Raw genomic sequence first — 24,421 nt, forward strand, 5'->3', positions numbered from 1 at the left:
AGCGGGTAAACCGGCAGGACGCCGGTTTAGCCGCGCCGGGCCATGGATGGCCCGTCGCGGCGGCCCGCGGAGCAATGCCGGAGTGAGGGAACGCCGAGCCAAAGCGAGGCGCCGACAGGCGGGGCAGAGCGTTTTGGTTACTTTTGCGCTTTTCAAAAGTGACCCGCTGTAAGAGCGGAACCATAAGCCGCCGTTACCTAAATAACGGATATGTACTCAACCCCAATCAAGAATAAGCCACCCGAGCAGCCCCAACCCCAAGCCCCTCCCGAAACGCCAAATAATGCTTCAACACCTGCACCGGCGCCTCAATCTGCGGGTAGTGCCCAATATTCGCCAGCAACACCGTATCCGCGTGCGGCACCAGCTCACGATAACGCTGAACCATATGCCCCCCGGAAATCGGATCAACCTCCCCATCGATCACCCGCAACGGCACCTCCCCCCGCTGCATGGCCGCCACCCATCGATCCCGCTGCCGCCGACGCTGAGGAATATACGCAATCAACTTGTGCAAAATCCGCGGCCCATCCTGGCTCTCGATCAAGCTCCAGAAATCATCCAGCGCACTCTCACTGGGCCGAGTCGCCGGCCCGAAAATCTGCCCAAAACTGTTAGCAAGGGCATTACGCCCAAACGCCCGCCCGATCATCCAACCCAATGGGCTCAGCAACAGCTTCTGCACCAACGCCGGACGATGCGTCTCCGGAAACAACCCACCGTTGAGAAACACACAACTGCCCATCCGAAACCGGCCTTCGTAATGCCGCGCCAACAACTCCTGCGCAACACTGTCACCGTAATCATGGGCCAGCACATGCACCGGCTGCTGCACCCAAAGATGCTCCAGCAACGCCTGTTGCAAGTCCGCCTGCTCCAGCAGGCAATAGGTGTGGTCCAGCGGCTTGGCCGAATCGCCAAACCCCAGCATGTCGCAGGCAATCACTTGATAGCGCTGGGCCAACGGCTGCCAGAGGTAATGCCAATCCCAACTGGCCGTGGGAAAACCATGGATCAGCAGCAACGGCTCGCCCTGCCCCGCCACCCAGTACCGAATGGTGCGGCCGCGAAACTCAAAGCTCTGGGCACGCTGGCGCCAGATGCGCAGCGGGATCTCGGCGAGTGGCATCAGCTTTTATACCCGGGGTCGAGTGCATCGAGTTTGCGCAGCAACGCCGGCCACGCCAGCGCGCCGCCCATGCCCTGAGCGCTTTTGGTGACCCCAGCGATCATCGCCCGGGCACCGGCCAATATCTGCGGCGCAATGCTGATCAGTTCAGCGCCACCATTCTGCGCCATCACCTGGATATCGCAGGTGCGCTGGAAGATGAACATCATCAGGAACGTATCGGCGATGCTGCCGCCACAGGTCAGCAGACCGTGGTTGTGCAGCATCAGGAAATTGTTTTCGCCAAGGTCGGCCTGTAAGCGGGCCTTTTCCTCGTGGTTCAGCGCCACACCTTCGTAGGCGTGATAGGCCAGGCTGGACAACACGAACAACGATTGCTGGCTGATGGGCAGCACGCCCTGTTTCTGCGCGGAGACGGCAATGCCGGAAGCGGTGTGGGTGTGCAGCACGCAGACCACATCGTGCCGTACTTCGTGCACCGCGCTGTGGATGGTGTAGCCCGCCGGGTTGACCTCGTAGGGACTGTCCATCAGTTTGTTGCCGGCCTGGTCGACCTTCACCAGGCTCGACGCGGTGATCTCGTGGAACATCAGCCCGTAGGGGTTGATCAGGAAGTCTTCGGTGCCCGGCACCTTGGCCGATATGTGGGTGAAAATCAGGTCGTCCCAACCATGCATCGCCACCAGGCGATAGCACGCGGCGAGGTCGACGCGGGCCTGCCATTCGGCCGCGCTGACCTGGTCTTTTACACTGTGTGTCGATTGAACAGTGGCTAGGCTCACGGCAATGACCTCCTTGGCGCGCTTATTATTGTTTTTTTGAGTGAAGAGGCAGTCTAGTCAGACCTCGAGGCCGCCGTAGTTGCATTGGCAGCCAGCTTGATGACCGAACGGGTCAGTCCTGAGGATAGTTCGATTTTGTTCTGCGCGTGTCAGAGAAGCGACGCCAATAAAGGCGCGGCGAACAGGTTGAGCAAGCCGGTCAGCACCATTACCAGGCCCGCCACGGAGCCTTCCTCACCGCCCACCTCATGAGCCCGGCTGACACCCGCGCCATGAGCGCCCACGCCAAACAATGCGCCACGGGCCAATGGCGTGCGCAACGGCAACCACTTGAGCAGTACGCCGCCGAGCATGGCGCCAAACACCCCGGTGAACATCACGAACACCGCCGTCAGTTCCGGCACGCCGCCCAGGTCGGAAGACACCGGCATCGCGAACGGGGTGGTGATCGAACGGGGCACCAACGACATCGTCACCGAGCTGTCGAGAGCGAGGGCCTTGGCCAGGCCATACGAAGTGGCGATGGACGCCGCGCTGCCCGCGACCATCCCCAGCAATAACGCTGACCAGTGGCGCATCAGCAATTGGCGCTGTTGCCAGATCGGAATCGCGAACGCCACGGTCACCGGGCCCAGCACCAGCATCAGCCAGTGGGTGTCGGTGGCGTATTCGGCATAGGCGGTTTTCATCGGCACGGCCACCGCCAGCAGCAGCGCCGGCACCAGGATCAGCGGCGACAGCAGGTAGCGCCCGGTGCGCCGGTAGATCCAGCGGCTGAAGCCGTAGGCACCGAGGGTCAGCGCCAGCCAGAACATCGGCATCAGCTCAAGCTTCATGGCGCAGCTTCCAGCGGCAGACGAATTCCACGGTAAACGCAGTCACCAGCATCACCGACAAGGTGCTGAAGCCGATGACCAACATGATCCGCCAGCCGTCGTGCTTTACCAGGCCGCCGTAGTCCAAGAGGCTCATCAACGCAGGAATGAAGAACAGCAGCATCTCCGCCATCAACACACCGGCGCCCAATTGCAGGGCCGCCGGCTTGACCAGGCCAGTGGCGAAGGTCAGCAGCAACAGGCCCAAGCCGACTACGCCACCGGGAATAGGCCAGCTCAGCCAGGCCGCCAGTTGGCAGCCCAGAAAGTAAATGGCCAGCAGGATGATCAGTTCAGCCAGCAACCGACCAACGAATTTGAAGGTGAAACGTTTCATGAGCTTTGGGTCCTCCCAGGGCACCCATTTTAAAGAGGCGCCTGGCATCCCCACAGCGAATTGTTAGACTGCAATCTATTCCAAACTGGAATCAGGCGAATGGAATTTAAACAGCTGCGCAGCTTTGTCGAAGTGATCCACCGGGGCGGTTTTACCCAAGCCGGTAAAACCCTGCACATCAGCCAGTCCGCGGTCAGCAAGCAGGTGGCACAACTGGAGCAAAGCCTGGGCACGCCGCTGCTGGATCGCCTGGGTTCGCAGATTCGCCTGACGGCTGCCGGGCAGGTGGTGCTGCAGCGGGCGGAGGCCATGCTGCGCCAGCAAACCGAGTTGCTCAGTGAGCTGGATGACTTGAATCAGTTGACCCGTGGCGAGTTGCGCATGGGCCTGCCGCAGTTGGGCGGCGACACGTTGTTCGCCGGGCTGTTTGCCGAATACCGCCGGCGTTATCCGAACGTCACCATCCAGTTGCTGGAAGGCGGCAGCCGCAATATCGAGCAGGCGATCTTGAGCGGAGAGCTGGAAGTGGGCGGCAGCCTGATGCCCAGCGACCCGGCATTCGCCTGGCAGGCATTCTGCGATGAACCGCTGGACGCCCTGCTGCCGATGGACCATCCATTGGCCGATAACGCGCAGATCCGCCTGGAGGAGTTGGCTGACACGCCGTTCCTGATGTATCAGCGCAGTTTTGTGTTGAACGACCGCCTGCTACAGGCCTGTCAGCAATTGGGCTTCACCCCGAAGGAAAGTGGTCGCAGCGGCCAGGCGGATTTCCTTGCGGCCCTGGTGGCCGCCGGCCAAGGCGTGGTGTTGCTGCCCAGCGTGGTGGCCCGGGGCCTGGTGCGGCCCGGGGTGGTGCGCCTGACACTCAAGGCGCCGGACTACCTGCGCTGGGACATTGCCTTTATCTGGCGTGAGGGTGCCTACCTGTCGAAAGCCGCCCAGGCCTGGCTGGCGTTGTTGCGCGAGTTCCCGGTCAACCGCGCAGTGCAGTGACCAACTCGGCCAGCCACGGCTCGGCGTCGGCTTCCGGGGTCACGCTTTCGCTGGCGTCCAGGCGCAGCATCGGCAGCACTTCGTGCACGCCCAACTCGGCAAACAGCTCGCGCATTTGCTCGCCGCCGCCGCAGAAGGTGTCGCCATAGCTGGCGTCGCCCAGGCCGATCACCGCGCCCGGTAGTCCGCGCCAGGCGGCCGGCAGTTGGTCGCGAATGGTCGAATACAGCGGTTGCAGGTTATCGGGCAATTCGCCCATGCCGGTGGTGGAGGTCACGGCTAAAAAGGCCTCGGGGGCAAAACCCTGCACATCGGCCAGGGTGGCGCGCGGATTGTGCCAGGCGTCGAAGCCGGCAGCGTTGAGGATGCTTGCAGCATGACGGGCGACTTCTTCAGCCGTGCCGTACACCGAGCCGGAAAGGATGGCGACTTTCATCAATCTGATCCTGTAGCTGACTAAAAGCCTGGGATATTAACAGCTGGGGCCCATGGACAGGCTGCCGGCATGTCTTAAACTGCAAACTCCAACTACAAGCCATGGACCGCTCAATGATTAACGCCAAGCTGATGCAACTGGTGATCAACGCTTCCAACGACGGCATCGTTATCGCCGAGCGCGAAGGCAAGGATATGCCACTGATTTACGTAAACCCGGCGTTCGAGCGCATGACCGGCTACGCCCTCGACGAAATCCTCTATCAGGATTGCCGCTTCCTGCAATCGGGTGACCGTGACCAGCCGGGTCTGATGGCGATTCGCGAAGCCCTGGAGAGTGGCGGCGCCTGCCGGGAAATCCTGCGCAATTACCGCAAGGACGGCACACATTTTTGGAACGAGCTGTCGTTATCGACGGTTTACAACCCGGCCGACAAACAGACCTATGTGGTCGGCGTGCAGAAGGATGTGACCGTTCAGGTCAAGGCCCAGCAGCGTGTCGCGCAACTGGAAGCCCAGTTGGCTGACCTCAAGGCGGAGCTTGCGGCACTCAAGGCGACGAGCGGATCTAACAAAAACTAGAAAACGCGGTCTTTAAAGAGATAATGGCGTTTTAATACCTTTTTCTTGAGCAAGATCAATGCAACGCGACGCGCTTTTGACGCAGGACGAGCTGGATTTTATTCAGACCATGCACCATAACCCGCAACTCAACGTGCGGGACGCGTCGTCGAGCCTGACGGTCAATGGCGGTGCGCAGATTCGTGATCTGCTCACCCGCCTGGCCGCCCATGACCATGTCACCCTCCAGGCCCAATTCGACAACCAGCAAATGACGTTTCCGCTGCAATTGGTGGAAGACGAGTTTCATGCCGTGCATCTGCGGCTGGGTGTACCGAGTATTTTCGAAGACGGGCCGATGATCCGCCCGTGGCGCCTGGCGCTCGAAGAGCCGGTGCCGCTGGAAAACATCAAGGGCCAGCCCGGTGCGCTGTGGGTACATGAGGTGTCATTCAAGGGATTGCTGGTGGAAATTCGCGGGCGGATCAAGGCGCCAAGAACCTTTTCCCTGTGGTTCAGTCCGTCCGGGTACGAGCGCATTTCGGTGCGGGGCACGCTGGAACGGGAAACTGCCCGAGGATTGTTCGCCTACCGCCTGAGCCAGAACGATGTGGATGAGACCGAGCGCCTGCGCCAGTTTATCCTGCAGCAACATCGCCTGTTTCACCCCGAAGTCCACGCCTGACGTCAGGTATCCAGGTTACCGCGCAGAAACTGCTGCAAGCGGCGCTGCATCAATCGCCCTTCGTTACCCAGGCAGCCGACGGATGAACCCGCCAGTTGTTCCTGCGCCAACTCCGCCGCATCGCCGGCCAGCAACAGCGGGCAATCCAGGGTCAGGGCCAGCCGTTCAAGGCGCCGAGGCAAGCCATTGGCCGGCGAGTGATTGGAGAACACCACAAGGGCTTGTGGCCTGGTTTTTTCACAGACAAGGGTCAATTCATCCATCGGCTGGCCCACAGCCAGGACCTTGACCGCCAACTCGTCACCGCTCATCAACAGGCCTGCGACCAACAACTCCAGCTCTCGGCACTCCCCCGCAATGGCCGCCAGCAATACCCGCGGCGCCGCTGAGGCACAGCCTATCTGCAGGCGTTTCCAGGTTCGGCTGCGCAGAAATCCATCAAAAAACAGCCATTCACTGGTTTGGCCAAACAGCCCCTGATGTCGCAACAGTTGCTGCCAGAGGGGCATCAGGATGTCCTGGAACACCACCGCGACCGGGTAGGCAGCGAAAATCTGGCCATACAACCGGTCCAGTTGCCGGTCGTCGAAGGCACCGACGGCCATTCGCAACTGCGCCTGCCATTGGGCCCACTCATGCTCTGCACCTGCCGGCGAAGCAGCCGCCGCTTCGACTTGATGATCGTCGCGGGCGAGGATCTTGCCGACCTTGCTCACGGCCACGCCACGCTCGATCCAGTCAAGAATGCGATGAACGGTCTCGATATCGGTGCGCGAATACAGGCGGTGCCCACTTTCGGTGCGAACCGGGTGGATCAGCCCGTAACGCCGTTCCCAGGCACGCAAGGTGACAGGGTTGATGCCTGTCAATCTCGCGACTTCGCGAATCGGAAACAGCTCATCGGAATCGGCAGGGTTGCCAAGGGCCATGTCGGGACGTGGAGCAGTCATTACAGACATCAGGGCATCAATATACTGTCAGGAACTTGGATCCCATTTAACGCCCATACAGCTGTCCGATTCAAGGTCTTCGACAAGCCGACCAATGTCGCTGGTGTATTTCTGCAAAACAGGAATAATCCTTGCCTGTTTTTTCAACGTGGCTGCTTACCCCGCAGCTTCGTTCGTGCGCCGCCTACCCGGCCCAGTGCACCTGATCCTTATGGAGATACACAATGTCTACCTCCCCCGTCACCCTGATGGTTGCGCGCCGCGTGGCCAAGGGTCGCTATGAAGAGTTGATGGCCTGGCTGCGCGAAGGCGAGCAATTGGCCACGGACTTCCCCGGTTACCTGGGTTCAGGCGTGCTTGCACCGCCGCCCAACGATGACGAGTTCCAGATTATTTTCCGCTTCGCCGACGAAAAAACCCTGCATGCGTGGGAGTTTTCCGCCTCCCGTGGTGCATGGCTCGGGCGTGGCAGTGAGCTGTTTGCTGCGCCGTCGGAGCATCGCGTACGCGGTATCGACGGCTGGTTTGGCGCCGCCGCCGCACGTCCGCCGCGCTGGAAGCAGGCCGTGGCCATCTGGCTGGCATTTTTCCCGGTGTCGCTGCTGTTCAACTTCGGCCTTGAGCCGCTGCTCAGCGAGTTGGGGTTGCTGAGCCGTGTGCTAGTCAGCACCCTCGCGCTCACGCCATTGATGGTTTACTTCTTTATCCCGTTGTCGACCCACCTGCTGGCCGGTTGGCTGCATCCGGCGCCAGCCCGGGTAAAGGCCACCGAAGCCGCTGCTTGAGTACAAGGGAGGCCGCTCGCTGGTATAGTTTTAGCCTGCCAGCGATTCGAGCCTCCCATGTCTTCAACACCCGCCCCGATCCTGATCACCGGTGCCGGCCAGCGCGTCGGCCTGCATTGCGCCCAGCGCCTGCTGGACGAAGGGCAGCCAGTGATTTTCAGCTACCGCACCGAACGTCCCGGCGTGCAAGCCTTGCGCGAACGCGGTGCGATCGGTGTGTTTGCCGACTTCTCCGACGAGACCGGTATTCTCGCCTTCATCGACGAACTGAAGACGCACACCCAAAGCCTGCGGGCGATCATTCATAATGCCTCGGCCTGGGTGGCGGAAGCGCCCGGCGACGAGAGCCGCGCCTTTACCGACATGTTCAGCGTGCACATGCTTGCGCCGTACCTGATCAACCTGCATTGTGCTTACCTGCTGCAACGCTCCACGCCTGCGGATATCGTGCACATCAGCGATGACGTGACCCGCAAGGGCAGCCGCCAGCACATTGCCTACTGCGCCACCAAGGCCGGGCTCGACAGCCTGACCTTGTCGTTTGCCGCGCAGCTTGCACCGGATATCAAGGTGAACGGCATTGCCCCGGCAATGGTGATGTTCAACGAGGGCGACGACGCGGCTTACCGCGCCAAGGTCCTGGCCAAGGCGGCACTGGGCATCGAGCCCGGCCCCGAGGTGATTTACCAGAGCGTGCGCTACCTGCTGGATAACCCGTATGTCACCGGTACCACCCTGACCGTCAACGGCGGGCGGCATATCAAGTAAGCCGTTTGCGAGGATGTTGTATGACTTTGTCCCTGCCCCACCACTACCGCGAGATCCTCAAGGGCCTGGGTGAAGACCCCGAGCGCGAGGGTTTGCTCGACACGCCAAAGCGTGCCGCCAAGGCCATGCAGTACCTGTGTCACGGCTACGAGCAGAACCTGGAAGAAATCGTCAACGGTGCGCTGTTTTCCTCCGACAACGACGAGATGGTGATCCTCAAGGACATCGAGCTGTATTCGCTGTGCGAGCATCACCTGCTGCCCTTTATCGGCAAGGCCCATGTGGCCTATATTCCGACCGGCAAGGTGCTCGGCCTGTCGAAGCTGGCGCGTATCGTCGACATGTTCGCCCGTCGCCTGCAGATCCAGGAAAACCTCACGCGCGAAATTGCCGACGCCATCCAGACGGTGACCCAGGCCGCCGGCGTGGCGGTGGTGATAGAAGCCAGGCACATGTGCATGATGATGCGCGGTGTCGAAAAACAGAATTCAACCATGAACACCTCGGTGATGCTCGGCGCCTTCCGCGAGTCGAACACCACGCGCATGGAGTTCCTGCAACTGATTGGACGGAGCAAGTAGCAATGCCACAACTTCAGCCAGGCATGGCGCGCATCCGGGTCAAGGACCTGTGCCTGCGCACGTTTATCGGGATCAACGAGGATGAAATCCTCAACAAGCAGGATGTGTTGATCAACCTGACCATCCTGTATGCCGCCCAGGAAGCCGTGCGCGACAACGACATCGACCACGCGCTGAACTACCGCACCATCACCAAGGCGATCATCGCCCATGTGGAAGGCAATCGCTTTGCCCTGCTGGAGCGCCTGACCCAGGAGATCCTCGACCTGGTGATGAGCAATACATCGGTGCTGTACGCCGAAGTCGAAGTCGACAAACCCCATGCGTTGCGTTTTGCCGAATCGGTGTCGATCACCCTGGCGGCCAGTCGCTAACCCTTACCTTTGCAGTGAGCATCATGAACGATCAACAACGCCTCGAACTCGAAGCCGCCGCCTTCCGCCGGCTGGTGGCCCACCTGGACAGCCGCAAGGATGTGCAGAACATCGACCTGATGAACCTCTCGGGCTTCTGCCGCAACTGCTTGTCCAAGTGGTACAAGGCCGAGGCCGACGAGCGCCAGATCGAGCTGAGCCTCGATGACGCCCGTGAAGTGGTGTACGGCATGCCGTACGCCGAGTGGAAAGCCCAATACCAGCAAGAAGCCAGTGCCGAACAGCAAGCGGCATTCGCCAAAGGAAAAACCCATGACTGACCTGAACACCCTGCGCGCCAGCCTCAACAGTGGCGAACATGTTTTTGCCGATACCCTGGCCTTTGTAGCTGCGGGTTACGACTACCAGCCACAAGCGTTCACCAATGGCAGCGTGGAAAACGCCGCCGGGCAGAACGAAGGTTCGTGCAAGACCCTGGGCCTGGCGCTGCTGGAAGGCTTGAGCGACCAGGAAGCGCTGTTGGCGTTTGGCGAGCATTACCGTTCGGTGCTGGCCACGCCTGAAGGCAGTGACCATGGCAACATTCGTGCGCTGATCGAGCATGGGTTGGCGGGTGTGAAGTTTGCCGCACAGCCACTGACCCGCAAATCCTGAGTCAGACATAGATCAAAATGTGGGAGCGGGCTTGCTCGCGAAAGCAGAGTGTCAGTCAATACATCGGGTGACTGACACACCGCTTTCGCGAGCAAGCCCGCTCCCACATTTGGACTGCGGTGATCATCAAATCCCGCGCATAAAAAAACCGGCCTCGCAGCCGGTTTTTTTGTTTCTGCGGTTTAGAACGAAGCGTCCTTCAAACCGTCGAGGTAACGCTCGGCATCCAGGGCCGCCATGCAACCGGCGCCGGCGGAGGTGATCGCCTGGCGGTACACGTGGTCGGCCACGTCACCGGCAGCGAAGATACCTTCGATGTTGGTGGCAGTCGCATTGCCTTCACGGCCGCCCTGCACGATCAGGTAACCATCTTTGGCATCCAGCACGCCTTCGAACAACGAGGTGTTCGGAGTGTGGCCGATGGCGATGAACACGCCGTCGACTTTCAGCTCGTCGAAGCTGCCGTCGTTGTTCTTCAGGCGAGCACCGGTCACGCCCATGTTGTCGCCCAGGACTTCATCCAGGGTGGCGTTGAGCTTGAGGATGATCTTGCCTTCGGCCACGCGGGCATGCAGCTTGTCGATCAGGATCTTCTCGGCGCGGAAGGTCTCGCGGCGGTGAACCAGGGTCACGGTGCTGGCGATGTTGGCCAGGTACAGCGCCTCTTCCACCGCGGTGTTGCCGCCACCGACCACAGCCACTGGCTTGTTGCGGTAGAAGAAACCGTCGCAGGTTGCGCAGGCGGAAACGCCCTTGCCCATGAACGCTTCTTCCGACGGCAGGCCCAGGTAACGAGCGCTGGCGCCGGTGGCGATGATCAGCGCGTCACAGGTGTACACGCCGCTGTCGCCGGTCAGGCTGTAAGGCTTCTTGGAGAAGTCGACCTTGTTGATGTGATCAAACACGATCTCGGTTTCGAAACGCTCGGCGTGCTCTTTCATGCGCTCCATCAGCACCGGGCCGGTCAGGCCGTGGACGTCCCCCGGCCAGTTGTCGACTTCAGTGGTGGTGGTCAACTGGCCGCCCGCTTGCATGCCGGTGATCAGCAACGGCTTGAGGTTGGCCCGGGCAGCGTAGACGGCAGCGCTGTAACCGGCAGGGCCGGAACCGAGAATAATCACTCGCGAATGACGGGTATCAGACATGACTCACTCCTATCGACCGCCCGGACTACAGAACGGCTGGAATAAAAAAGGACCGCGAAGCACTTGGGGAAGGCTTGAACTCGCAGATCCTGAAAATAATGGGTGCAGCGTATAGAGGGAGGCAAGATTAAGGAAATACGGATTAACAATCCAGCTCATAGGTGGTCTCTATCCCATGCCTTCTATTAATCGACACCTTTGTTACCGTTAATGTCGCGATGCGGGCCGTGCTTTCCCGGTACTCCCAAAGCCGGTAAGGTCGGCGCGTTCGCCCCTATTGCCCGGAGTTATCCATGCCCGCCCCCGTTCTTTCAGGCCCACAGTACCTGCGCGAAGGTCTCAAACTGGTACTCAGCCCCGGCCTGCGGCTGTTTGTGCTGCTGCCGCTGGCAATCAACCTGATCCTGTTCGTCGGATTGATCTACTTCGCCGGCCATCAGTTCAGCCTGTGGGTCGACACGCTGATGCCGACCCTGCCGAGCTGGCTGAGCTTCCTCAATTACCTGCTGTGGCCTTTATTTGTGGTGCTGGTGGTGCTGATGGTGTTTTTCACCTTCACCATGCTCGCCAACATCATTGCCGCGCCGTTCAACGGCTTTCTGTCGGAAAAGGTCGAAGTGGTGGTGCGCGGCACCGATGATTTCCCGGCGTTCAGCTGGGGCGAACTGGCGGCCATGGTCCCGCGCACCCTGGCCCGGGAAATGCGCAAACTGGGTTACTTCCTGCCCCGGGCTATCGGCCTGTTTATCCTGTCGTTCATCCCGGTGGTCAATCTGGTGGCAGCACCGCTGTGGCTGCTGTTTGGTGTGTGGATGATGGCGATCCAGTACATCGACTACCCGGCCGACAACCACAAGCTGGGCTGGAACGAAATGCTCGCCTGGCTGCGCCAGAAGCGCTGGCAGAGCATGAGTTTTGGCGGCATCGTCTACCTGGTGTTGCTGGTGCCGGTGGTCAACCTGCTGATGATGCCGGCAGCGGTGGCTGGGGCGACGTTGTTCTGGGTGCGTGAGCAAGGCGCCGAGGCCATGTCCATTAAAAAGGCCTGAGCCGTCACAAATCCATCATCCAAAAGACACAATGACGACATGGCCCACGCCGACACTGTGGGTCATGACGACAGCTTCGCTCCACATCACCCTGATCACCGAAACCTTCCCGCCAGAGATCAACGGGGTGGCCAATACCCTTGGCCGCCTGTGTGACGGTTTGCGCGCGCGCGGGCATCAAGTCGAACTGGTTCGCCCACGACAGGGCAGCGACCAGAGCCGGCCCAGCGACGACGGCCTGATGCTCTGCCGCGGCTGGCCTTTGCCGGGTTATCCGGGGCTGCAATGGGGCCAGTCGTCGATGCACAAGCTGTTGCGGCGCTGGACCCGCCAGCGCCCGGATGTGTTGTATATCGCCACGGAAGGGCCGCTGGGTTTGTCGGCGTTGCGGGCGGCGCGGCGCCTGGGGATCAGCGTGGTGAGTGGCTTTCACACCAACTTCCAGCAGTATTCCAACCAGTACGGCCTGGGCATGCTGAGCCGGGTGCTGACCCACTATCTGCGCTGGTTCCATAACCGCTCGACCCTGACCCTGGTGCCCAGCGCCAGCCAGCGACTGGAGCTGGAGCGGCGCCATTTCGAGCGCCTGGGCATGCTCGCGCGCGGTGTCGACAGCCAGCTGTTTCACCCGGCCAAACGCGACAATGCGTTGCGTGAAAGTTGGGCACTGACCAGTGAGCAAACTGCCGTGCTGCATGTCGGCCGCCTGGCCCAGGAAAAAAACCTCGGGTTACTCAAGCGCTGTTTCGAGACGCTGCAGGACACGTATCCACTGCGCCAGATGAAACTGATCATCGTCGGCGATGGCCCGCAACGGGCGATGCTGGAAAAGGAACTGCCGGAGGCGATTTTCTGCGGCACCTTGCGCGGTGAGGAACTGGCCCGGCATTACGCGTCCGGGGATGTGTTCCTGTTTCCCAGCCTGACCGAAACCTTCGGCAACGTGGTGCTGGAGGCCATGGCTTCAGGGTTGGGCGTGGTGGCATACGACCAGGCGGCCGCAACCCAGCACATTCGCCATGGCTACAGCGGCGTGCTGGCGATGCCGGGGGATGAAGAAGCGTTTTACGATGCGGCCAATTGGCTGCTGGAAGAGCGCGAGAGCTTGCGCCGGGTGCGGCTCAATGCCCGGCAACACGCCAGCCGTCAGGGTTGGCCGGCGATTATCGAGCAGTTTGAGCGCCAATTACGCGGGGTGTGCGAGGACGAGCAACCGATGCCCGCCCTGTCGCCCCTTACACCAACGTCGTCAACGCCTCACGACTGAACGGCAGGATGTCGCCTTCACGGCCTTCGCGAACCTTCAGTGCCCAATCCGGATCCACCAGCAGCGCACGGCCCACAGCGACCAGGTCGAACTCGTCGTTGTTCAGGCGCTCCAGCAGTTTTTCCAGGCTGGCGGGTTGCGCCACTTTGTCGGTGTTGACCATGAACTGCAGGAACTCGCCATCCAGGCCGACGCTGCCCACGGTGATGGTCGGCTTGCCGGTGAGCTTGCGGGTCCAGCCGGCCAGGTTCAGCTCGGAGCCTTCGAATTCCGGCTCCCAGAAACGGCGGGTGGAGCAGTGGAAAATATCCACGCCCGCGTCAGACAGCGGCTTGAGGAATCCACCCAAGGCTTCCGGGGTTTGCACCAGGCGCGCGGTGTAGTCCTGCTGCTTCCACTGGGAGAAACGCAAAATGATCGGGAAGTCCGGGCCCACGGCGGCGCGGACGGCCTGGATCAATTCGATGGCGAAACGCGAACGGTTGGCCAGGCTGCCGCCGTATTCGTCGGTGCGCTGGTTGGTGCCTTCCCAGAAGAACTGGTCCACCAGGTAGCCATGGGCGCCGTGGATTTCAACGCCGTCCATGCCGATGCTCTGGGCATCCTTGGCAGCCTGGGCGAACGCGGCGATCACGTCCTTGATGTCTTGCACGGTCATGCCGTGGACGACGACGTTGCCGTCCTTGAGTTTTTCGGTGGGGCCGTAAGCCGGCACGCTGGCATCCGGCTCGGTGCCGATGCGCCGTACGCTGCCCACATGCCACAGTTGCGGAACGATCTTGCCGCCTTCGGCATGTACCGCGTCGACTACTTTCTTCCAGCCGGCCAGGGCGGCTTCACCGTAGAAGTGCGGGACGTTCGGGTAGCCGTTGGAAGCCGGGTGGCCGACCACGGTGCCTTCGGTGATGATCAGGCCTACACCGGCGGCGGCGCGGCGGCGGTAGTACTCGATCACTTTGGAGTTGGGCACGCCACCCGGAGAAAAGGAACGGGTCATCGGCGCCATGACCACGCGACTCGGCAGTTGCAGTGCACCGAGCTGGAACGGTTTGAACAAGGCTTGGACAGGCATGGGAGCACTCCATCGGAAAGGAATTTATGATGTGGATAATATGGAGTGTGCAGCGTGTTGGATAGCACTATTGATTGGGGTGATTAAGGGGTAAAAGCGGGAGGGCATGGGGCTGCTTCGCAGCCCAGCGGGAGCAAGCTCCCTCGCCACAGCAAGCTCCCTTGCCATAGGAAACTCCCTGCCACAGGAAGCTCCCTTGCCACAGAAACTCACTCGACAATGCTGAAAGTATCAGCTCAATGCTTTTTCGATCGCCTGAATAATGGAGGGGTCATCCGGCGGTGTACGCGGCGAGAAACGCGCCAGCACCCGGCCGTCCTTGCCCAACAGGAATTTCTCGAAGTTCCAGGTGATGTCCCCGGGAAATTCGGCGCCCTCGCCCGCCAGCAATCGATACAGCTGGTGGCGATCGTGGCCATTCACCTCAAGCTTGCTGCCCAGGGGAAAGGTCACGCCGTAGTTGAGGCTGCAGAATTTCTGGATTTCTTCTTCAGTACCCGGTTCCTGCCCGGCAAATTGATTGCACGGCAGCCCGAGTACGGTGAAACCCTGGTCTTTGTATTGCTGATAGAGGTTTTCCAGCGCGGCGTACTGTGGGGTCAACCCACATTTGGAGGCGACGTTGACCACCAGCACGACTTGCCCCTTGAAGGGCGCCAGAGGCAGCTCCTGACCATCCAGGGCTTTGAGTTTAAGGTCGTGGAAAGCACTCATGACGAACTCCAGATATCCCATGTTCTTCGTAACGGCCATTCGAGATTACAGCCGCCAAGTCGGCAAGAATAGCCGCCAAATGAAAAAGGCGCCCGAAGGCGCCTTTTTCCAACTGACAGAGCGGCGCTCAGTCAATTAATGGTGGTGACCACCTTCGCCGTGCACGTGGCCGTGGGCCACTTCTTCCTGGGAAGCGTCACGGATAGCGACGATCTTCACCTGGAAGTTCAGGCGCTGGCCAGCCAGCGGGTGGTTGCCGTCGACGGTCACGTCGTCGCCGTCCAGGTCACGGATGGTGACGATTTGCATCTGGCCGTCCGGAGCGGAAGCGTGGAACTGCATGCCCACTTCCAGCTCGTCGACACCTTCGAACATGCTGCGGCTCAGGGTGCTGACCAGTTCGGCAGCGTATTCGCCGTAGGCATCTTCAGGTTCTACGGCAACGGTCAGTTCGTCACCGACCTCTTTGCCTTCCAGGGCCTTTTCCAGGCCCGGGATGATGTTACCTGCACCTTGCAGGTAGACCAGCGGCGCGCCGCCGGCAGAACTGTCGATGACCTCACCAGCGTCGTTGGTCAGGGTATAGTCAATGGAGACAGCCTTATTGGCGGCGATCGGCATGGGGCGAGACCTTTTGCAGAAGAATGAAGAACGGACAAGTCTAAACAAGGATTTGCCCGAAAGCGAACACAACCCGGACGGACGGGGTCGAACAACTGACCCGACGGTCGTCGGATTTCACCAGGACGAAGACCGGCACTGGGTCGTCGAGCTTTCCTGCGGCCACACCCAGCACCTGCGCCACCAGCCACCCTGGCAATCCCGGGCCTGGGTCACGGACCCGGCGCAACGCCTTGAAAAAATAGACAAGCCCTTTACGTGCGGCTGGTGTGCGCAAGGCTCAGATAAAGATAACCTTGGCACCTGATTCCCGGTAGGCAGCCAGCCATAGGCCGCCACCGAAGCCATGCACCTCCAGAGAATTCGCATGCAGACTTTTTTTATCGCGCCCACCGATTTTGGTGTGGGTCTGACCTCCATCAGCCTTGGGCTGGTGCGCACCCTTGAACGGGCCGGGCTGAAAGTCGGCTTCTTCAAACCGATTGCCCAGCCGCACCCCGGCGACACCGGCCCCGAGCGCTCCACCGAGCTGGTGGCCCGCACCCACGGCCTGAAACCGCCCCAGCCTCTGGGCCTGGCCCATGTCGAACGGATGCTCGGCGACGGCCAGCTCGACGAGCTGCTGGAAGAAATCATCACCCTTTACCAGCAAGCCGCCGTGGGCAAGGACGTGCTGATCGTCGAAGGCATGGTGCCGACCCGCAGCGCCAGCTATGCGGCCCGGGTCAACCTGCACCTGGCCAAGAGCCTGGACGCCGAGGTGATCCTGGTCTCGGCCCCGGAAAACGAAGTGCTGACCGAACTCTCCGGCCGCGTGGAATTGCAGGCCCAGCTGTTCGGCGGCCCGAAAGATCCAAAAGTGTTGGGCGTGATCCTCAACAAAGTGCGCACCGACGAAAGCATGGAGGCGTTCTCGGCACGGCTCAAAGAGCATTCGCCGTTGTTGCGCAGCGGCGATTTCCGCCTGTTGGGCTGCATCCCCTACCAACCGGAACTCAACGCCCCACGCACCCGCGACGTGGCCGACCTGATGGGCGCGCAGATCCTCAATGCCGGTGATTACGAAACCCGGCGCATGACCAAGATCATCATCTGCGCCCGTACCATGCGCAACACCGTGGAGCTGCTCAAGCCCGGCGTATTGGTGGTGACACCCGGCGACCGCGACGACATCATCCTCGCCGTCAGCCTGGCCGCCATCAACGGCGTGCCGTTGGCCGGCCTGTTGCTGACCAGCGACACCCTGCCCGACCCACGGATCATGGACCTGTGCCGTGGCGCGTTCCAGGCCGGGCTGCCGGTGTTGTCGGTGAGCACCGGCTCGTATGACACCGCCAACCAGCTCAACAGCCTGAACAAGGAAATCCCGATTGATGACCGCGAACGTGCGGAGATCATCACCGACTTCGTCGCCAGCCACCTCGACGCCCGCTGGCTGCACCAGCGCTGCGGCACGCCGCGGGAGATGCGCCTGTCGCCGGCGGTGTTCCGCTATCAACTGATCCAGCGCGCCCAGGCCGCCAACAAGCGCATCGTGTTGCCCGAAGGCAGCGAGCCGCTGACCGTGCAGGCCGCCGCCATCTGCCAGGCACGCGGGATCGCCCGTTGCGTACTGTTGGCCAAGCCGGCCGACGTGGAAGCCGTAGCCCGCGCCCATGGCATCGAGCTGCCCGAAGGCCTGGAGATTCTCGACCCCGACCTGATTCGCCAGCGCTACGTGGAACCGATGGTGGCCCTGCGCAAAACCAAAAGCCTCAACGCGCCGATGGCCGAGCAGCAACTGGAAGACACCGTGGTGATCGCCACCATGATGCTCGCCCTGGATGAAGTGGACGGCCTGGTCTCCGGCGTCATCCACTCCACTGCCAATACCATTCGCCCGGCCTTGCAACTGATCAAGACCGCGCCGGGCTGCACCCTGGTCTCGTCGGTGTTTTTCATGCTGTTCCCCGAGCAAGTGCTGGTATACGGCGACTGCGTGATGAACCCGCACCCCAGCGCGGCGGAGCTGGCGGAAATCGCCCTGCAAAGCGCCGACTCGGCCGCCGCTTTCGGTATCACGCCACGGGTGGCGATGATCAGTTACTCCAGCGGTGATTCGGCCACGGGCGAGGAGGTCGAGAAGGTCCGCGAAGCCACCCTGCTGGCCCACGAAGCCCAAAGCTCGCTGCTGATCGACGGCCCGTTGCAGTACGACGCCGCCGCCAACGAAAGCGTGGCCCGGCAACTGGCGCCCAACAGCCTGGTGGCGGGCAAGGCCACGGTGTTCGTGTTCCCGGATCTCAACACCGGCAACACCACCCACAAGGCCGTGCAGCGCAGTGCCGATTGCGTCAGCCTGGGCCCAATGCTGCAAGGCCTGCGCAAACCGGTGAACGACCTGCCCCGCGGGGCGCAGGTGGACGACATCGTGTACACGATCGCATTGACCGCGATTCAAGCCGCCAACCGACCTATGGATGTCTAAATGCTGGATTTTCTACCTGCCGCCGTGCGCGGGGTGATGGCCTCGCTGTTGCTGGCGTTGAATACGATTTTGCTGTGCTCGTTCCTGTTTATCGTGGCGCTGTTCAAGGCGCTGCCGTTTGCCAAACGCTTCAGTGAATGGCTGATGAACCAGACCCACGAGGCCTGGATCAGCAACAACAAGGCCTGGATGAACCTGGTGCGACGCACCCGCTGGCACCTGAAAGGCCTGGAAGGCCTGGACTATGAACACTCATATCTGGTGACCAGCAACCACCAGAGCTGGGTCGATATCATGGTGCTGCAATACGTGCTCAACCGGCGCATTCGCCCGCTGAAGTTCTTCCTCAAGCAAGAGCTGATCTGGGTCCCGGTGATTGGCTTGGCGTGGTGGACGCTGGGCTTCCCGTTCATGAAGCGCTACACCAAGGCGTACCTGGAAAAGCACCCGGAAAAGAAAGGCAAGGACCTGGAAACTACCCGCAAGACCTGCGCGAAGTTTCGCCACAACCCGGTGGGAATCTTCAACTTTGCCGAAGGCACGCGGTTTACCCCGGGCAAGCATGCACAGCAACAGTCACCGTTTCGCTACCTGCTCAAGCCCAAGGCCGGCGGCATTGCCTTTGTGCTGGATGCCATGGGTGAGCAACTGAAGTCGCTGGTGAACGTGACCATTCACTATCCTGGTGGGCGCCCCGGTTATTGGGATTTGCTGTGCGGGAATGTGAAGGACGTTGTCGTGCAGTTTGAAGAGGTGCAGATTCCGGCCGAGTTTATCGGCAAGAATTACGAGCAGGATGGGGAGTATCGGTTGGCGTTCCAGGGCTGGATCAACCGGTTGTGGGAAGAGAAGGATGTGCTGCTCGCCAAATTGCACACAGATTATCCCGCCAGTCACTGATCAAAATGTGGGAGCGGGCTTGCTCGCGAATGCGGTGTGCCAGCCTATACATGTGGCGGCTGACACTCTGCTTTCGCGAGCAAGCCCGCTCCCACGTTTGACCGAGTTGTTTCCAAGGCCCCATAAAAAAGCCCGCCAACATGGCGGGCTTTTTTGCGCGCGTGAAGCTTAGATCGCGCCGCGCTGGCGCAGAAGTTCCAGCACTTGCTTGACGCTGTCTTCCAGCGACAACGCCTGGGTGTCGATCACCAGGTCCGCATTCAACGGTACGTCATACGGGAACGACTCACCCGGGATGTTATCGCCGCCCGCCGCGTACAAACCTTGCGGATCACGCTCGGCACACACCAGCGGCGAAGCCTGCACGTACACGGTCAGCAAACGATCACCGCCGATCAGCGCCTTGGCCTGTTCACGCCCTTCAGCATCCGGGGCAACAAACGCCGCCAACGTCAGCAAGCCGGCCTCGTTGAACTGACGCGCCACATGCGCGGCACGACGCCAGTTCTCGGTACGCCCGGCACGGTCCTGCGGCAAGCCCTTGTTCAGGTCGTGGCGCAGGTTCTGGCCGTCCAGCACAAACACCGCACGGCCCATGTCGAACAGCTTGCGTTCAACCGCGTAGGCCAGGGTGCTTTTGCCGGCGCCCGACAAGCCGCTGAACAACACGGTCGCCGGTTGCTGGCCGAAGCGCTGGGCGCGCTCTTCGGTGGCCACGTGAGCCAGTTTGCCGTGCTGCGCCGCGCTGCCATGGGTCACCGGCGGCGCGATGATCATGCCCGCAGCCACGGTGCCGTTGGTCAAACGGTCGATGACGATGAACGAACCGGTGGTGCGGTTGCTCGCGTAACCGTCCAGGGCGATGACCGTGTCGAGGCTGACCTTGACCCGGCCAATCTCGTTCAACTGCAAGGCGCTCGCCGGGCCTTCTTCCAGGGTGTTCACATCCACGCGATGCACAATGCTGGTGATGGAACCCGGCACGTAGCTGGTGGCGCGCTTGATGTCGTATTTCTTGCCCGGCAGCATCGGTTCTTCAGCCATCCACACCAGCATGGCGTCGAAAGCGTCGGTCACTTGCGGCACGTTGTCGGCATGCACCAGCAGGTCGCCACGGGAGATGTCGATTTCGTCTTCCATGGTCAGGGTCACGGCCTGGCCGGGACCTGCGTTTTCCAGTTCACCTTCAAAGGTGACGATGGATTTGACGCGGCTGCTCTTGCCCGACGGCAGCACCACGACTTCGTCGCCCTTGTGCACGATGCCGCTGGCCAGGGTGCCGGCAAAACCACGGAAGTTCAGGTTCGGACGGTTGACGTACTGCACCGGGAAACGCAGGTCGGTGTAGTTGCGGTCATTGGCGATCTCGACGGTCTCGAGGATCTCCATCAGCGACTGGCCGGTGTACCAGGGCGAACGCTCGCTCTTGTTCACCACGTTGTCGCCCTTGAGGGCCGACATCGGCACGAAGGCCAGGGTGCTCGGCTTGAACGCGATACCGTCGGCAAACTTCAGGTAATCAGCCTTGATCGACTCGAATACGCTTTGGTCAAAGCCATTGATGTCCATCTTGTTGACGGCCACCACGATGTGCTTGATGCCCAGCAACGAGGCGATGAAGCTGTGGCGACGGGTCTGGGTCTGCACGCCGTAGCGGGCGTCGATCAGGATGATCGCCAGGTCACAGGTGGAGGCACCGGTGGCCATGTTGCGGGTGTACTGCTCATGGCCGGGGGTGTCGGCGATGATGAATTTGCGCTTGGCGGTGGAGAAGTAGCGGTAGGCAACGTCGATGGTGATGCCCTGCTCACGCTCGGCCTGCAGGCCGTCGACCAGCAACGCCAGGTCGATGTCGTCACCGGTGGTGCCGGATTTTTTCGAATCGCGGGTGATGGCTTCCAGGTGATCCTCGTAGATCATCTTGGAGTCGTGCAGCAGGCGCCCGATCAGGGTGCTCTTGCCGTCGTCGACGTTGCCACAGGTCAGGAAGCGCAACATTTCCTTGCGCTCGTGCTGGCCCAGGTAGGCGAGGATGTCCTCGCTGATCAAATCAGATTGATGCGACATGACAGCCCCTTAGAAATAGCCTTGACGTTTTTTATCTTCCATCGAGCCTGCACCATCGTGGTCGATGACACGGCCCTGGCGCTCGGAAGTTCGCGTCAGGAGCATTTCCTGAATGATGTCCGTCAGCGTCTCGGCTTCGGACTCCACCGCGCCCGTCAACGGGTAGCAGCCAAGGGTACGGAAACGTACTTTCTTTTTGACGATTCGGGCTTTGTCTTCGTCGGACAGGTGCTCGAGGATGCGGTCGTCGTCGATCATGATCAACGTGCCGTTCTTCTCGATCACTTCGCGTTCGGCGGCGAAGTACAGCGGGACAATCGGGATTCCTTCCAGGTAGATGTACTGCCAGATATCCAGCTCGGTCCAGTTGGACAGCGGGAACACACGGATCGACTCGCCTTTGTTGACGTTGCCGTTGTAGACGTTCCACAGCTCCGGGCGCTGGTTTTTCGGGTCCCAGCGGTGCTTGCTGTCGCGGAACGAGTACACGCGCTCTTTGGCACGGGATTTCTCTTCATCGCGACGGGCACCGCCGAATGCAGCATCGAAACCATACTTGTCGAGCGCCTGTTTCAGGCCCTCGGTCTTCATGATGTCAGTGTGCTTGGCGCTGCCGTGGGTGAACGGGTTGATGCCCTGCGCCACACCGTCCGGGTTGACGTGAGTGATCAACTCAAGACCAAGCTCTTCGACCATCTTGTCGCGGAACTTGTACATCTCCTGGAATTTCCAGCGGGTGTCGACGTGCATCACCGGAAACGGCAGCTTGCCCGGAAAAAAGGCCTTGCGTGCCAGGTGCAGCATCACGGCGGAGTCTTTACCGATCGAGTAGAGCATCACCGGGTTATCGAACTCGGCGGCGACCTCGCGGATGATGTGGATGCTTTCCGCCTCCAGCTGTTTCAGATGCGTCAGTTTGTCGACCATGGTTACTCACGGAAAAACGATCTTATGGACGGCCAGCGGGCCGTGTTCGAGCGGGGCATGCTAGCACAGCGCCTGATTCTATTGAGGGGGCTGGCTAGATCGAAACGGTATATCAATATACCGCTGGGTTTGGCTCGACTCGATCAAATGTGGGAGCGGGCTTGCTCGCGAATGCGGTGTGTCAGTCAATGCATATGGCGACTGATGCACCGCATTCGCGAGCAAGCCCGCTCCCACATGTGTCCGGTGGTGTTCGTTAGATCGGGTTTGGGCAGTCGATGAAGAGGTGTTCGAGGGCGAAGCGTCGCGCCAGGTAATCACCCAACGCCTGTACACCATACCGTTCGGTGGCGTGATGCCCGGCCGCGATAAAGCTGATGTCGTTTTCCCGGGCACTGTGGAAGGTCTGCTCCGAGGCTTCGCCGCTCAGGTACAGGTCAACCCCGGCGAGCACCGCCTGGTCGATATAGCCCTGGCCACCACCGGTGCACCAGCCCACGCGGCGGATCATCTCGCTGCCTTCGATCAGCAGCGGCTCGCGGCCCATGGCTTCCTGCACGCGGCGGGCAAAATCACGGGGCGACGCCGGCTCGGCCAGGGAGCCCACCAGGCCGACGACCTTGAGGTTGTCCGGGTCCAGCGGGCCTTCGACGGTGATGTCCAGTTGCCGGGCCAGTTGCACGTTGTTGCCGACCTCAGGGTGCAGGTCCAGCGGCAAGTGATAGGCCAGCAGGCTGATGTCGTGCTTGAGCAGGGTTTTCAGGCGGCGCTGCTTCATGCCGGTGATGCACGGGCTTTCGCCTTTCCAGAAATAACCGTGGTGCACCAGCACCAGGTCGGCCTGGGCTTCGACCGCCGCGTCCAGCAATGCCTGGCTGGCGGTCACGCCGCTGACGATGCGCAGCACTTGCGGACGGCCCTCGACCTGCAGGCCGTTGGGGCAGTAATCGGCGATTTTGGCACTATTAAGGTAGCGGTCCGCTTCCTCGACTAAGGTGCTCAGGGCAACGGCCATAAAAGACTCCTAAATATCCCGTTCAGAGGCGCTCACGGCCTCGTATAATGCGCGACATTATGGGCGCTCTCCCGCCCCCTGCAACCTGTCAGGATTTTTCTTCATGCTCAAGGCACTGCGTTTTTTTGGATGGCCATTGTTGGCTGGCGTGCTGATCGCGATGCTGATTATTCAGCGTTATCCACAACTGGTCGGCCTGCCGACCCTTGATGTCAACCTGCAACAGGCACCGCAAACCAGCGCGGTGGTACAAGGCCCGGTGACTTACGCCGATGCGGTGGTGATCGCCGCCCCCGCCGTGGTCAACCTGTACACCACAAAGGTCATCAACAAACCGGCGCACCCGCTGTTTGAAGACCCACAGTTTCGTCGCTATTTCGGCGACAACTCGCCCAAGCAGCGGCGCATGGAATCCAGCCTCGGCTCCGGTGTGATCATGAGCCCGGAAGGCTACATCCTCACCAACAACCACGTCACCACCGGCGCCGACCAGATTGTGGTGGCCCTGCGTGATGGCCGGGAAACCCTGGCCCGCGTGGTCGGCAGCGACCCGGAAACCGACCTCGCGGTGCTGAAAATCGATTTGAAAGGCCTGCCCTCGATCACCATCGGGCGCTCCGAAGGGCTGCGCGTAGGTGACGTGGCGCTGGCCATCGGCAACCCGTTCGGCGTCGGCCAGACCGTGACCATGGGCATCATCAGCGCCACCGGGCGTAACCAGTTGGGCCTCAACAGCTATGAAGACTTCATCCAGACCGACGCGGCGATCAACCCGGGCAACTCCGGCGGCGCGCTGGTGGATGCCAACGGCAACCTGACCGGCATCAACACCGCGATCTTCTCCAAGTCCGGCGGCTCCCAGGGCATCGGTTTCGCGATTCCGGTGAAGCTGGCCACTGAAGTGATGAAGTCGATCATCGAGCATGGCCAGGTGATTCGGGGCTGGCTGGGGATTGAAGTCCAGCCGCTGACCAAGGAACTGGCCGAGTCGTTTGGCCTGACCGGACGCCCTGGCATCGTGGTCGCCGGGATCTTCCGCGACGGCCCGGCGCAGAAAGCCGGCCTGCAACTGGGGGATGTGATCCTCAGCATCGACGGCGAGCCGGCCGGGGATGGTCGCAAGTCGATGAACCAGGTGGCGCGGATCAAACCCACCGACAAGGTGGCGATCCAGGTGATGCGCAATGGCAAGGAAATCAAGCTGTCGGCGGAAATCGGCCTGCGTCCGCCGCCTGCACCGGTGAAAGAAGAGGAATAACGGCTTC

Annotated in this window: 28 protein-coding genes; 15 read left to right on the plus strand and 13 right to left on the minus strand. The window is 61.1% G+C overall.

Features of this window, described 5'->3' with window-relative positions:
• Positions 1-226: 226 nt before the first annotated feature.
• From HX807_RS28210 to HX807_RS28225, 4 genes are all read right to left on the minus strand, one after another.
• On the minus strand, positions 227-1,129 hold the full coding sequence (locus HX807_RS28210) for an alpha/beta fold hydrolase (RefSeq protein WP_102368142.1): 903 nt from the start codon (positions 1,127-1,129) through the stop codon (positions 227-229).
• Positions 1,129-1,911: a class II aldolase/adducin family protein gene (locus HX807_RS28215; protein ID WP_003208491.1), complete on the minus strand. Its 783-nt coding sequence runs from the start codon at positions 1,909-1,911 to the stop codon at positions 1,129-1,131. The genes HX807_RS28210 and HX807_RS28215 overlap by 1 nt, the downstream gene beginning before the upstream one ends.
• 149 nt (positions 1,912-2,060) lie before the next feature.
• Positions 2,061-2,747, minus strand: coding sequence for an LrgB family protein (locus tag HX807_RS28220; protein ID WP_102368140.1), 687 nt, complete (start codon positions 2,745-2,747; stop codon positions 2,061-2,063).
• A complete protein-coding gene (locus tag HX807_RS28225) occupies positions 2,737-3,123 on the minus strand; it encodes a CidA/LrgA family protein (protein WP_177022708.1) in 387 nt (128 codons plus the stop codon). Before HX807_RS28225 ends, HX807_RS28220 begins: the two co-directional genes overlap by 11 nt.
• Positions 3,124-3,222: 99 nt before the next feature.
• Between HX807_RS28225 and HX807_RS28230 the strand changes: the two genes are divergently transcribed.
• A complete protein-coding gene (locus tag HX807_RS28230) occupies positions 3,223-4,119 on the plus strand; it encodes a LysR family transcriptional regulator (protein ID WP_177051799.1) in 897 nt (298 codons plus the stop codon).
• On the opposite strand, the gene HX807_RS28235 is transcribed toward HX807_RS28230, so the two are convergent.
• Positions 4,100-4,555, minus strand: a complete 456-nt coding sequence (locus tag HX807_RS28235; protein WP_003208486.1) for a flavodoxin — start codon at positions 4,553-4,555, stop codon at positions 4,100-4,102. The genes HX807_RS28230 and HX807_RS28235 overlap by 20 nt on opposite strands.
• Before the next feature lie 113 nt (positions 4,556-4,668).
• On the opposite strand from HX807_RS28235, the gene HX807_RS28240 reads away from it, so the two are divergent.
• Entirely contained in the window at positions 4,669-5,136 is a 468-nt protein-coding gene (locus HX807_RS28240; RefSeq protein ID WP_177051801.1) for a PAS domain-containing protein, read from the plus strand.
• Between the two features lie 58 nt (positions 5,137-5,194).
• Entirely contained in the window at positions 5,195-5,800 is a 606-nt protein-coding gene (locus HX807_RS28245) for a hypothetical protein (protein WP_003208483.1), read from the plus strand.
• 2 nt (positions 5,801-5,802) lie between these two features.
• On the opposite strand, the gene HX807_RS28250 is transcribed toward HX807_RS28245, so the two are convergent.
• Positions 5,803-6,759 carry a MerR family transcriptional regulator gene (locus HX807_RS28250; RefSeq protein WP_371316501.1) on the minus strand — a complete coding sequence of 319 codons (957 nt, stop codon included), beginning with the start codon at positions 6,757-6,759 and terminating at the stop codon, positions 5,803-5,805.
• 215 nt (positions 6,760-6,974) lie between these two features.
• Here HX807_RS28250 and HX807_RS28255 point away from each other — a divergent pair, with 215 nt between their 5' ends.
• Genes HX807_RS28255 through HX807_RS28280 form a run of 6 tightly spaced genes read left to right on the plus strand, consistent with a single transcriptional unit; the run spans position 6,975 to position 9,912 of the window.
• Complete coding sequence (locus tag HX807_RS28255) at positions 6,975-7,535, plus strand: antibiotic biosynthesis monooxygenase (protein ID WP_008432309.1); 561 nt, start codon at positions 6,975-6,977, stop codon at positions 7,533-7,535.
• 57 nt (positions 7,536-7,592) lie between these two features.
• A complete protein-coding gene (folM, locus tag HX807_RS28260; protein WP_177022707.1) occupies positions 7,593-8,303 on the plus strand; it encodes a dihydromonapterin reductase in 711 nt (236 codons plus the stop codon).
• 20 nt (positions 8,304-8,323) lie between these two features.
• Complete coding sequence (gene folE / locus HX807_RS28265) at positions 8,324-8,884, plus strand: GTP cyclohydrolase I FolE (protein ID WP_003208476.1); 561 nt, start codon at positions 8,324-8,326, stop codon at positions 8,882-8,884.
• A 2-nt stretch (positions 8,885-8,886) separates the two neighbouring features.
• A complete protein-coding gene (gene folX, locus HX807_RS28270) occupies positions 8,887-9,258 on the plus strand; it encodes a dihydroneopterin triphosphate 2'-epimerase (RefSeq protein WP_003208474.1) in 372 nt (123 codons plus the stop codon).
• 23 nt (positions 9,259-9,281) lie between these two features.
• Positions 9,282-9,578: a DUF1244 domain-containing protein gene (locus tag HX807_RS28275; RefSeq protein ID WP_008432302.1), complete on the plus strand. Its 297-nt coding sequence runs from the start codon at positions 9,282-9,284 to the stop codon at positions 9,576-9,578.
• Positions 9,571-9,912 carry a HopJ type III effector protein gene (locus HX807_RS28280; RefSeq protein ID WP_008432300.1) on the plus strand — a complete coding sequence of 114 codons (342 nt, stop codon included), beginning with the start codon at positions 9,571-9,573 and terminating at the stop codon, positions 9,910-9,912. Before HX807_RS28275 ends, HX807_RS28280 begins: the two co-directional genes overlap by 8 nt.
• A gap of 182 nt (positions 9,913-10,094) precedes the next feature.
• Here HX807_RS28280 and trxB read toward each other — a convergent pair whose 3' ends face one another.
• Positions 10,095-11,057 carry a thioredoxin-disulfide reductase gene (gene trxB, locus HX807_RS28285; protein ID WP_003208470.1) on the minus strand — a complete coding sequence of 321 codons (963 nt, stop codon included), beginning with the start codon at positions 11,055-11,057 and terminating at the stop codon, positions 10,095-10,097.
• A gap of 293 nt (positions 11,058-11,350) precedes the next feature.
• On the opposite strand from trxB, the gene cysZ reads away from it, so the two are divergent.
• A complete protein-coding gene (cysZ, locus tag HX807_RS28290; RefSeq protein WP_177051803.1) occupies positions 11,351-12,106 on the plus strand; it encodes a sulfate transporter CysZ in 756 nt (251 codons plus the stop codon).
• A gap of 64 nt (positions 12,107-12,170) precedes the next feature.
• Positions 12,171-13,373, plus strand: coding sequence for a glycosyltransferase family 1 protein (locus tag HX807_RS28295; protein ID WP_177051805.1), 1,203 nt, complete (start codon positions 12,171-12,173; stop codon positions 13,371-13,373).
• Here the strand turns inward: HX807_RS28295 and HX807_RS28300 are convergent.
• The 3 genes from HX807_RS28300 to HX807_RS28310 form a co-directional block, all read right to left on the minus strand.
• Complete coding sequence (locus tag HX807_RS28300; RefSeq protein ID WP_177051807.1) at positions 13,342-14,445, minus strand: NADH:flavin oxidoreductase; 1,104 nt, start codon at positions 14,443-14,445, stop codon at positions 13,342-13,344. The two genes, HX807_RS28295 and HX807_RS28300, sit on opposite strands and share 32 nt — an antisense overlap.
• Positions 14,446-14,676: 231 nt before the next feature.
• Positions 14,677-15,159 carry a glutathione peroxidase gene (locus HX807_RS28305; protein ID WP_102606072.1) on the minus strand — a complete coding sequence of 161 codons (483 nt, stop codon included), beginning with the start codon at positions 15,157-15,159 and terminating at the stop codon, positions 14,677-14,679.
• Between the two features lie 135 nt (positions 15,160-15,294).
• Positions 15,295-15,780, minus strand: a complete 486-nt coding sequence (locus HX807_RS28310; protein WP_003208457.1) for a peptidylprolyl isomerase — start codon at positions 15,778-15,780, stop codon at positions 15,295-15,297.
• On the opposite strand from HX807_RS28310, the gene HX807_RS28315 reads away from it, so the two are divergent.
• Genes HX807_RS28315 through HX807_RS28325 form a run of 3 tightly spaced genes read left to right on the plus strand, consistent with a single transcriptional unit; the run spans position 15,749 to position 19,147 of the window.
• Complete coding sequence (locus HX807_RS28315) at positions 15,749-16,087, plus strand: DUF3565 domain-containing protein (protein WP_003208456.1); 339 nt, start codon at positions 15,749-15,751, stop codon at positions 16,085-16,087. The two genes, HX807_RS28310 and HX807_RS28315, sit on opposite strands and share 32 nt — an antisense overlap.
• Before the next feature lie 60 nt (positions 16,088-16,147).
• Positions 16,148-18,247 (plus strand): phosphate acetyltransferase, encoded by a 2,100-nt coding sequence (pta, locus tag HX807_RS28320; protein WP_003208454.1) that lies wholly within the window; start codon positions 16,148-16,150, stop codon positions 18,245-18,247.
• Positions 18,248-19,147: an acyltransferase gene (locus tag HX807_RS28325; RefSeq protein WP_177051809.1), complete on the plus strand. Its 900-nt coding sequence runs from the start codon at positions 18,248-18,250 to the stop codon at positions 19,145-19,147.
• A gap of 168 nt (positions 19,148-19,315) precedes the next feature.
• On the opposite strand, the gene cysN is transcribed toward HX807_RS28325, so the two are convergent.
• From cysN to HX807_RS28340, 3 genes are all read right to left on the minus strand, one after another.
• On the minus strand, positions 19,316-21,214 hold the full coding sequence (gene cysN, locus HX807_RS28330; RefSeq protein ID WP_008432291.1) for a sulfate adenylyltransferase subunit CysN: 1,899 nt from the start codon (positions 21,212-21,214) through the stop codon (positions 19,316-19,318).
• 9 nt (positions 21,215-21,223) lie between these two features.
• Positions 21,224-22,141: a sulfate adenylyltransferase subunit CysD gene (gene cysD, locus HX807_RS28335; RefSeq protein ID WP_003208447.1), complete on the minus strand. Its 918-nt coding sequence runs from the start codon at positions 22,139-22,141 to the stop codon at positions 21,224-21,226.
• Between the two features lie 256 nt (positions 22,142-22,397).
• Positions 22,398-23,156, minus strand: coding sequence for a Nif3-like dinuclear metal center hexameric protein (locus HX807_RS28340; protein WP_003208444.1), 759 nt, complete (start codon positions 23,154-23,156; stop codon positions 22,398-22,400).
• 103 nt (positions 23,157-23,259) lie between these two features.
• Here HX807_RS28340 and algW point away from each other — a divergent pair, with 103 nt between their 5' ends.
• Positions 23,260-24,414 carry a Do family serine endopeptidase AlgW gene (gene algW, locus HX807_RS28345; protein ID WP_003208442.1) on the plus strand — a complete coding sequence of 385 codons (1,155 nt, stop codon included), beginning with the start codon at positions 23,260-23,262 and terminating at the stop codon, positions 24,412-24,414.
• The last annotated feature ends 7 nt before the right edge of the window (positions 24,415-24,421 follow it).

This window comes from Pseudomonas sp. D8002 (assembly GCF_013385695.1).
Taxonomy (GTDB): domain Bacteria; phylum Pseudomonadota; class Gammaproteobacteria; order Pseudomonadales; family Pseudomonadaceae; genus Aquipseudomonas.

What these genes read in the sequence shown, in the direction of transcription:
- HX807_RS28220 (WP_102368140.1), bottom strand. Translation starts at nt 2,747, where the DNA reads ATGAAGCTTGAGCTGATGCCGATGTTCTGGCTGGCGCTGACCCTCGGT.
- pta (WP_003208454.1), top strand. Translation starts at nt 16,148, where the DNA reads ATGCAGACTTTTTTTATCGCGCCCACCGATTTTGGTGTGGGTCTGACC.
- HX807_RS28210 (WP_102368142.1), bottom strand. Translation starts at nt 1,129, where the DNA reads ATGCCACTCGCCGAGATCCCGCTGCGCATCTGGCGCCAGCGTGCCCAG.
- HX807_RS28245 (WP_003208483.1), top strand. Translation starts at nt 5,195, where the DNA reads ATGCAACGCGACGCGCTTTTGACGCAGGACGAGCTGGATTTTATTCAG.
- algW (WP_003208442.1), top strand. Translation starts at nt 23,260, where the DNA reads ATGCTCAAGGCACTGCGTTTTTTTGGATGGCCATTGTTGGCTGGCGTG.
- HX807_RS28280 (WP_008432300.1), top strand. Translation starts at nt 9,571, where the DNA reads ATGACTGACCTGAACACCCTGCGCGCCAGCCTCAACAGTGGCGAACAT.
- cysD (WP_003208447.1), bottom strand. Translation starts at nt 22,141, where the DNA reads ATGGTCGACAAACTGACGCATCTGAAACAGCTGGAGGCGGAAAGCATC.
- HX807_RS28230 (WP_177051799.1), top strand. Translation starts at nt 3,223, where the DNA reads ATGGAATTTAAACAGCTGCGCAGCTTTGTCGAAGTGATCCACCGGGGC.
- HX807_RS28305 (WP_102606072.1), bottom strand. Translation starts at nt 15,159, where the DNA reads ATGAGTGCTTTCCACGACCTTAAACTCAAAGCCCTGGATGGTCAGGAG.
- HX807_RS28255 (WP_008432309.1), top strand. Translation starts at nt 6,975, where the DNA reads ATGTCTACCTCCCCCGTCACCCTGATGGTTGCGCGCCGCGTGGCCAAG.
- cysZ (WP_177051803.1), top strand. Translation starts at nt 11,351, where the DNA reads ATGCCCGCCCCCGTTCTTTCAGGCCCACAGTACCTGCGCGAAGGTCTC.
- cysN (WP_008432291.1), bottom strand. Translation starts at nt 21,214, where the DNA reads ATGTCGCATCAATCTGATTTGATCAGCGAGGACATCCTCGCCTACCTG.
- HX807_RS28300 (WP_177051807.1), bottom strand. Translation starts at nt 14,445, where the DNA reads ATGCCTGTCCAAGCCTTGTTCAAACCGTTCCAGCTCGGTGCACTGCAA.
- HX807_RS28235 (WP_003208486.1), bottom strand. Translation starts at nt 4,555, where the DNA reads ATGAAAGTCGCCATCCTTTCCGGCTCGGTGTACGGCACGGCTGAAGAA.
- folM (WP_177022707.1), top strand. Translation starts at nt 7,593, where the DNA reads ATGTCTTCAACACCCGCCCCGATCCTGATCACCGGTGCCGGCCAGCGC.
- folX (WP_003208474.1), top strand. Translation starts at nt 8,887, where the DNA reads ATGCCACAACTTCAGCCAGGCATGGCGCGCATCCGGGTCAAGGACCTG.
- HX807_RS28310 (WP_003208457.1), bottom strand. Translation starts at nt 15,780, where the DNA reads ATGCCGATCGCCGCCAATAAGGCTGTCTCCATTGACTATACCCTGACC.
- HX807_RS28340 (WP_003208444.1), bottom strand. Translation starts at nt 23,156, where the DNA reads ATGGCCGTTGCCCTGAGCACCTTAGTCGAGGAAGCGGACCGCTACCTT.
- HX807_RS28295 (WP_177051805.1), top strand. Translation starts at nt 12,171, where the DNA reads ATGACGACAGCTTCGCTCCACATCACCCTGATCACCGAAACCTTCCCG.
- HX807_RS28275 (WP_008432302.1), top strand. Translation starts at nt 9,282, where the DNA reads ATGAACGATCAACAACGCCTCGAACTCGAAGCCGCCGCCTTCCGCCGG.
- HX807_RS28315 (WP_003208456.1), top strand. Translation starts at nt 15,749, where the DNA reads ATGGAGACAGCCTTATTGGCGGCGATCGGCATGGGGCGAGACCTTTTG.
- folE (WP_003208476.1), top strand. Translation starts at nt 8,324, where the DNA reads ATGACTTTGTCCCTGCCCCACCACTACCGCGAGATCCTCAAGGGCCTG.
- trxB (WP_003208470.1), bottom strand. Translation starts at nt 11,057, where the DNA reads ATGTCTGATACCCGTCATTCGCGAGTGATTATTCTCGGTTCCGGCCCT.
- HX807_RS28240 (WP_177051801.1), top strand. Translation starts at nt 4,669, where the DNA reads ATGATTAACGCCAAGCTGATGCAACTGGTGATCAACGCTTCCAACGAC.
- HX807_RS28325 (WP_177051809.1), top strand. Translation starts at nt 18,248, where the DNA reads ATGCTGGATTTTCTACCTGCCGCCGTGCGCGGGGTGATGGCCTCGCTG.
- HX807_RS28250 (WP_371316501.1), bottom strand. Translation starts at nt 6,759, where the DNA reads ATGTCTGTAATGACTGCTCCACGTCCCGACATGGCCCTTGGCAACCCT.
- HX807_RS28225 (WP_177022708.1), bottom strand. Translation starts at nt 3,123, where the DNA reads ATGAAACGTTTCACCTTCAAATTCGTTGGTCGGTTGCTGGCTGAACTG.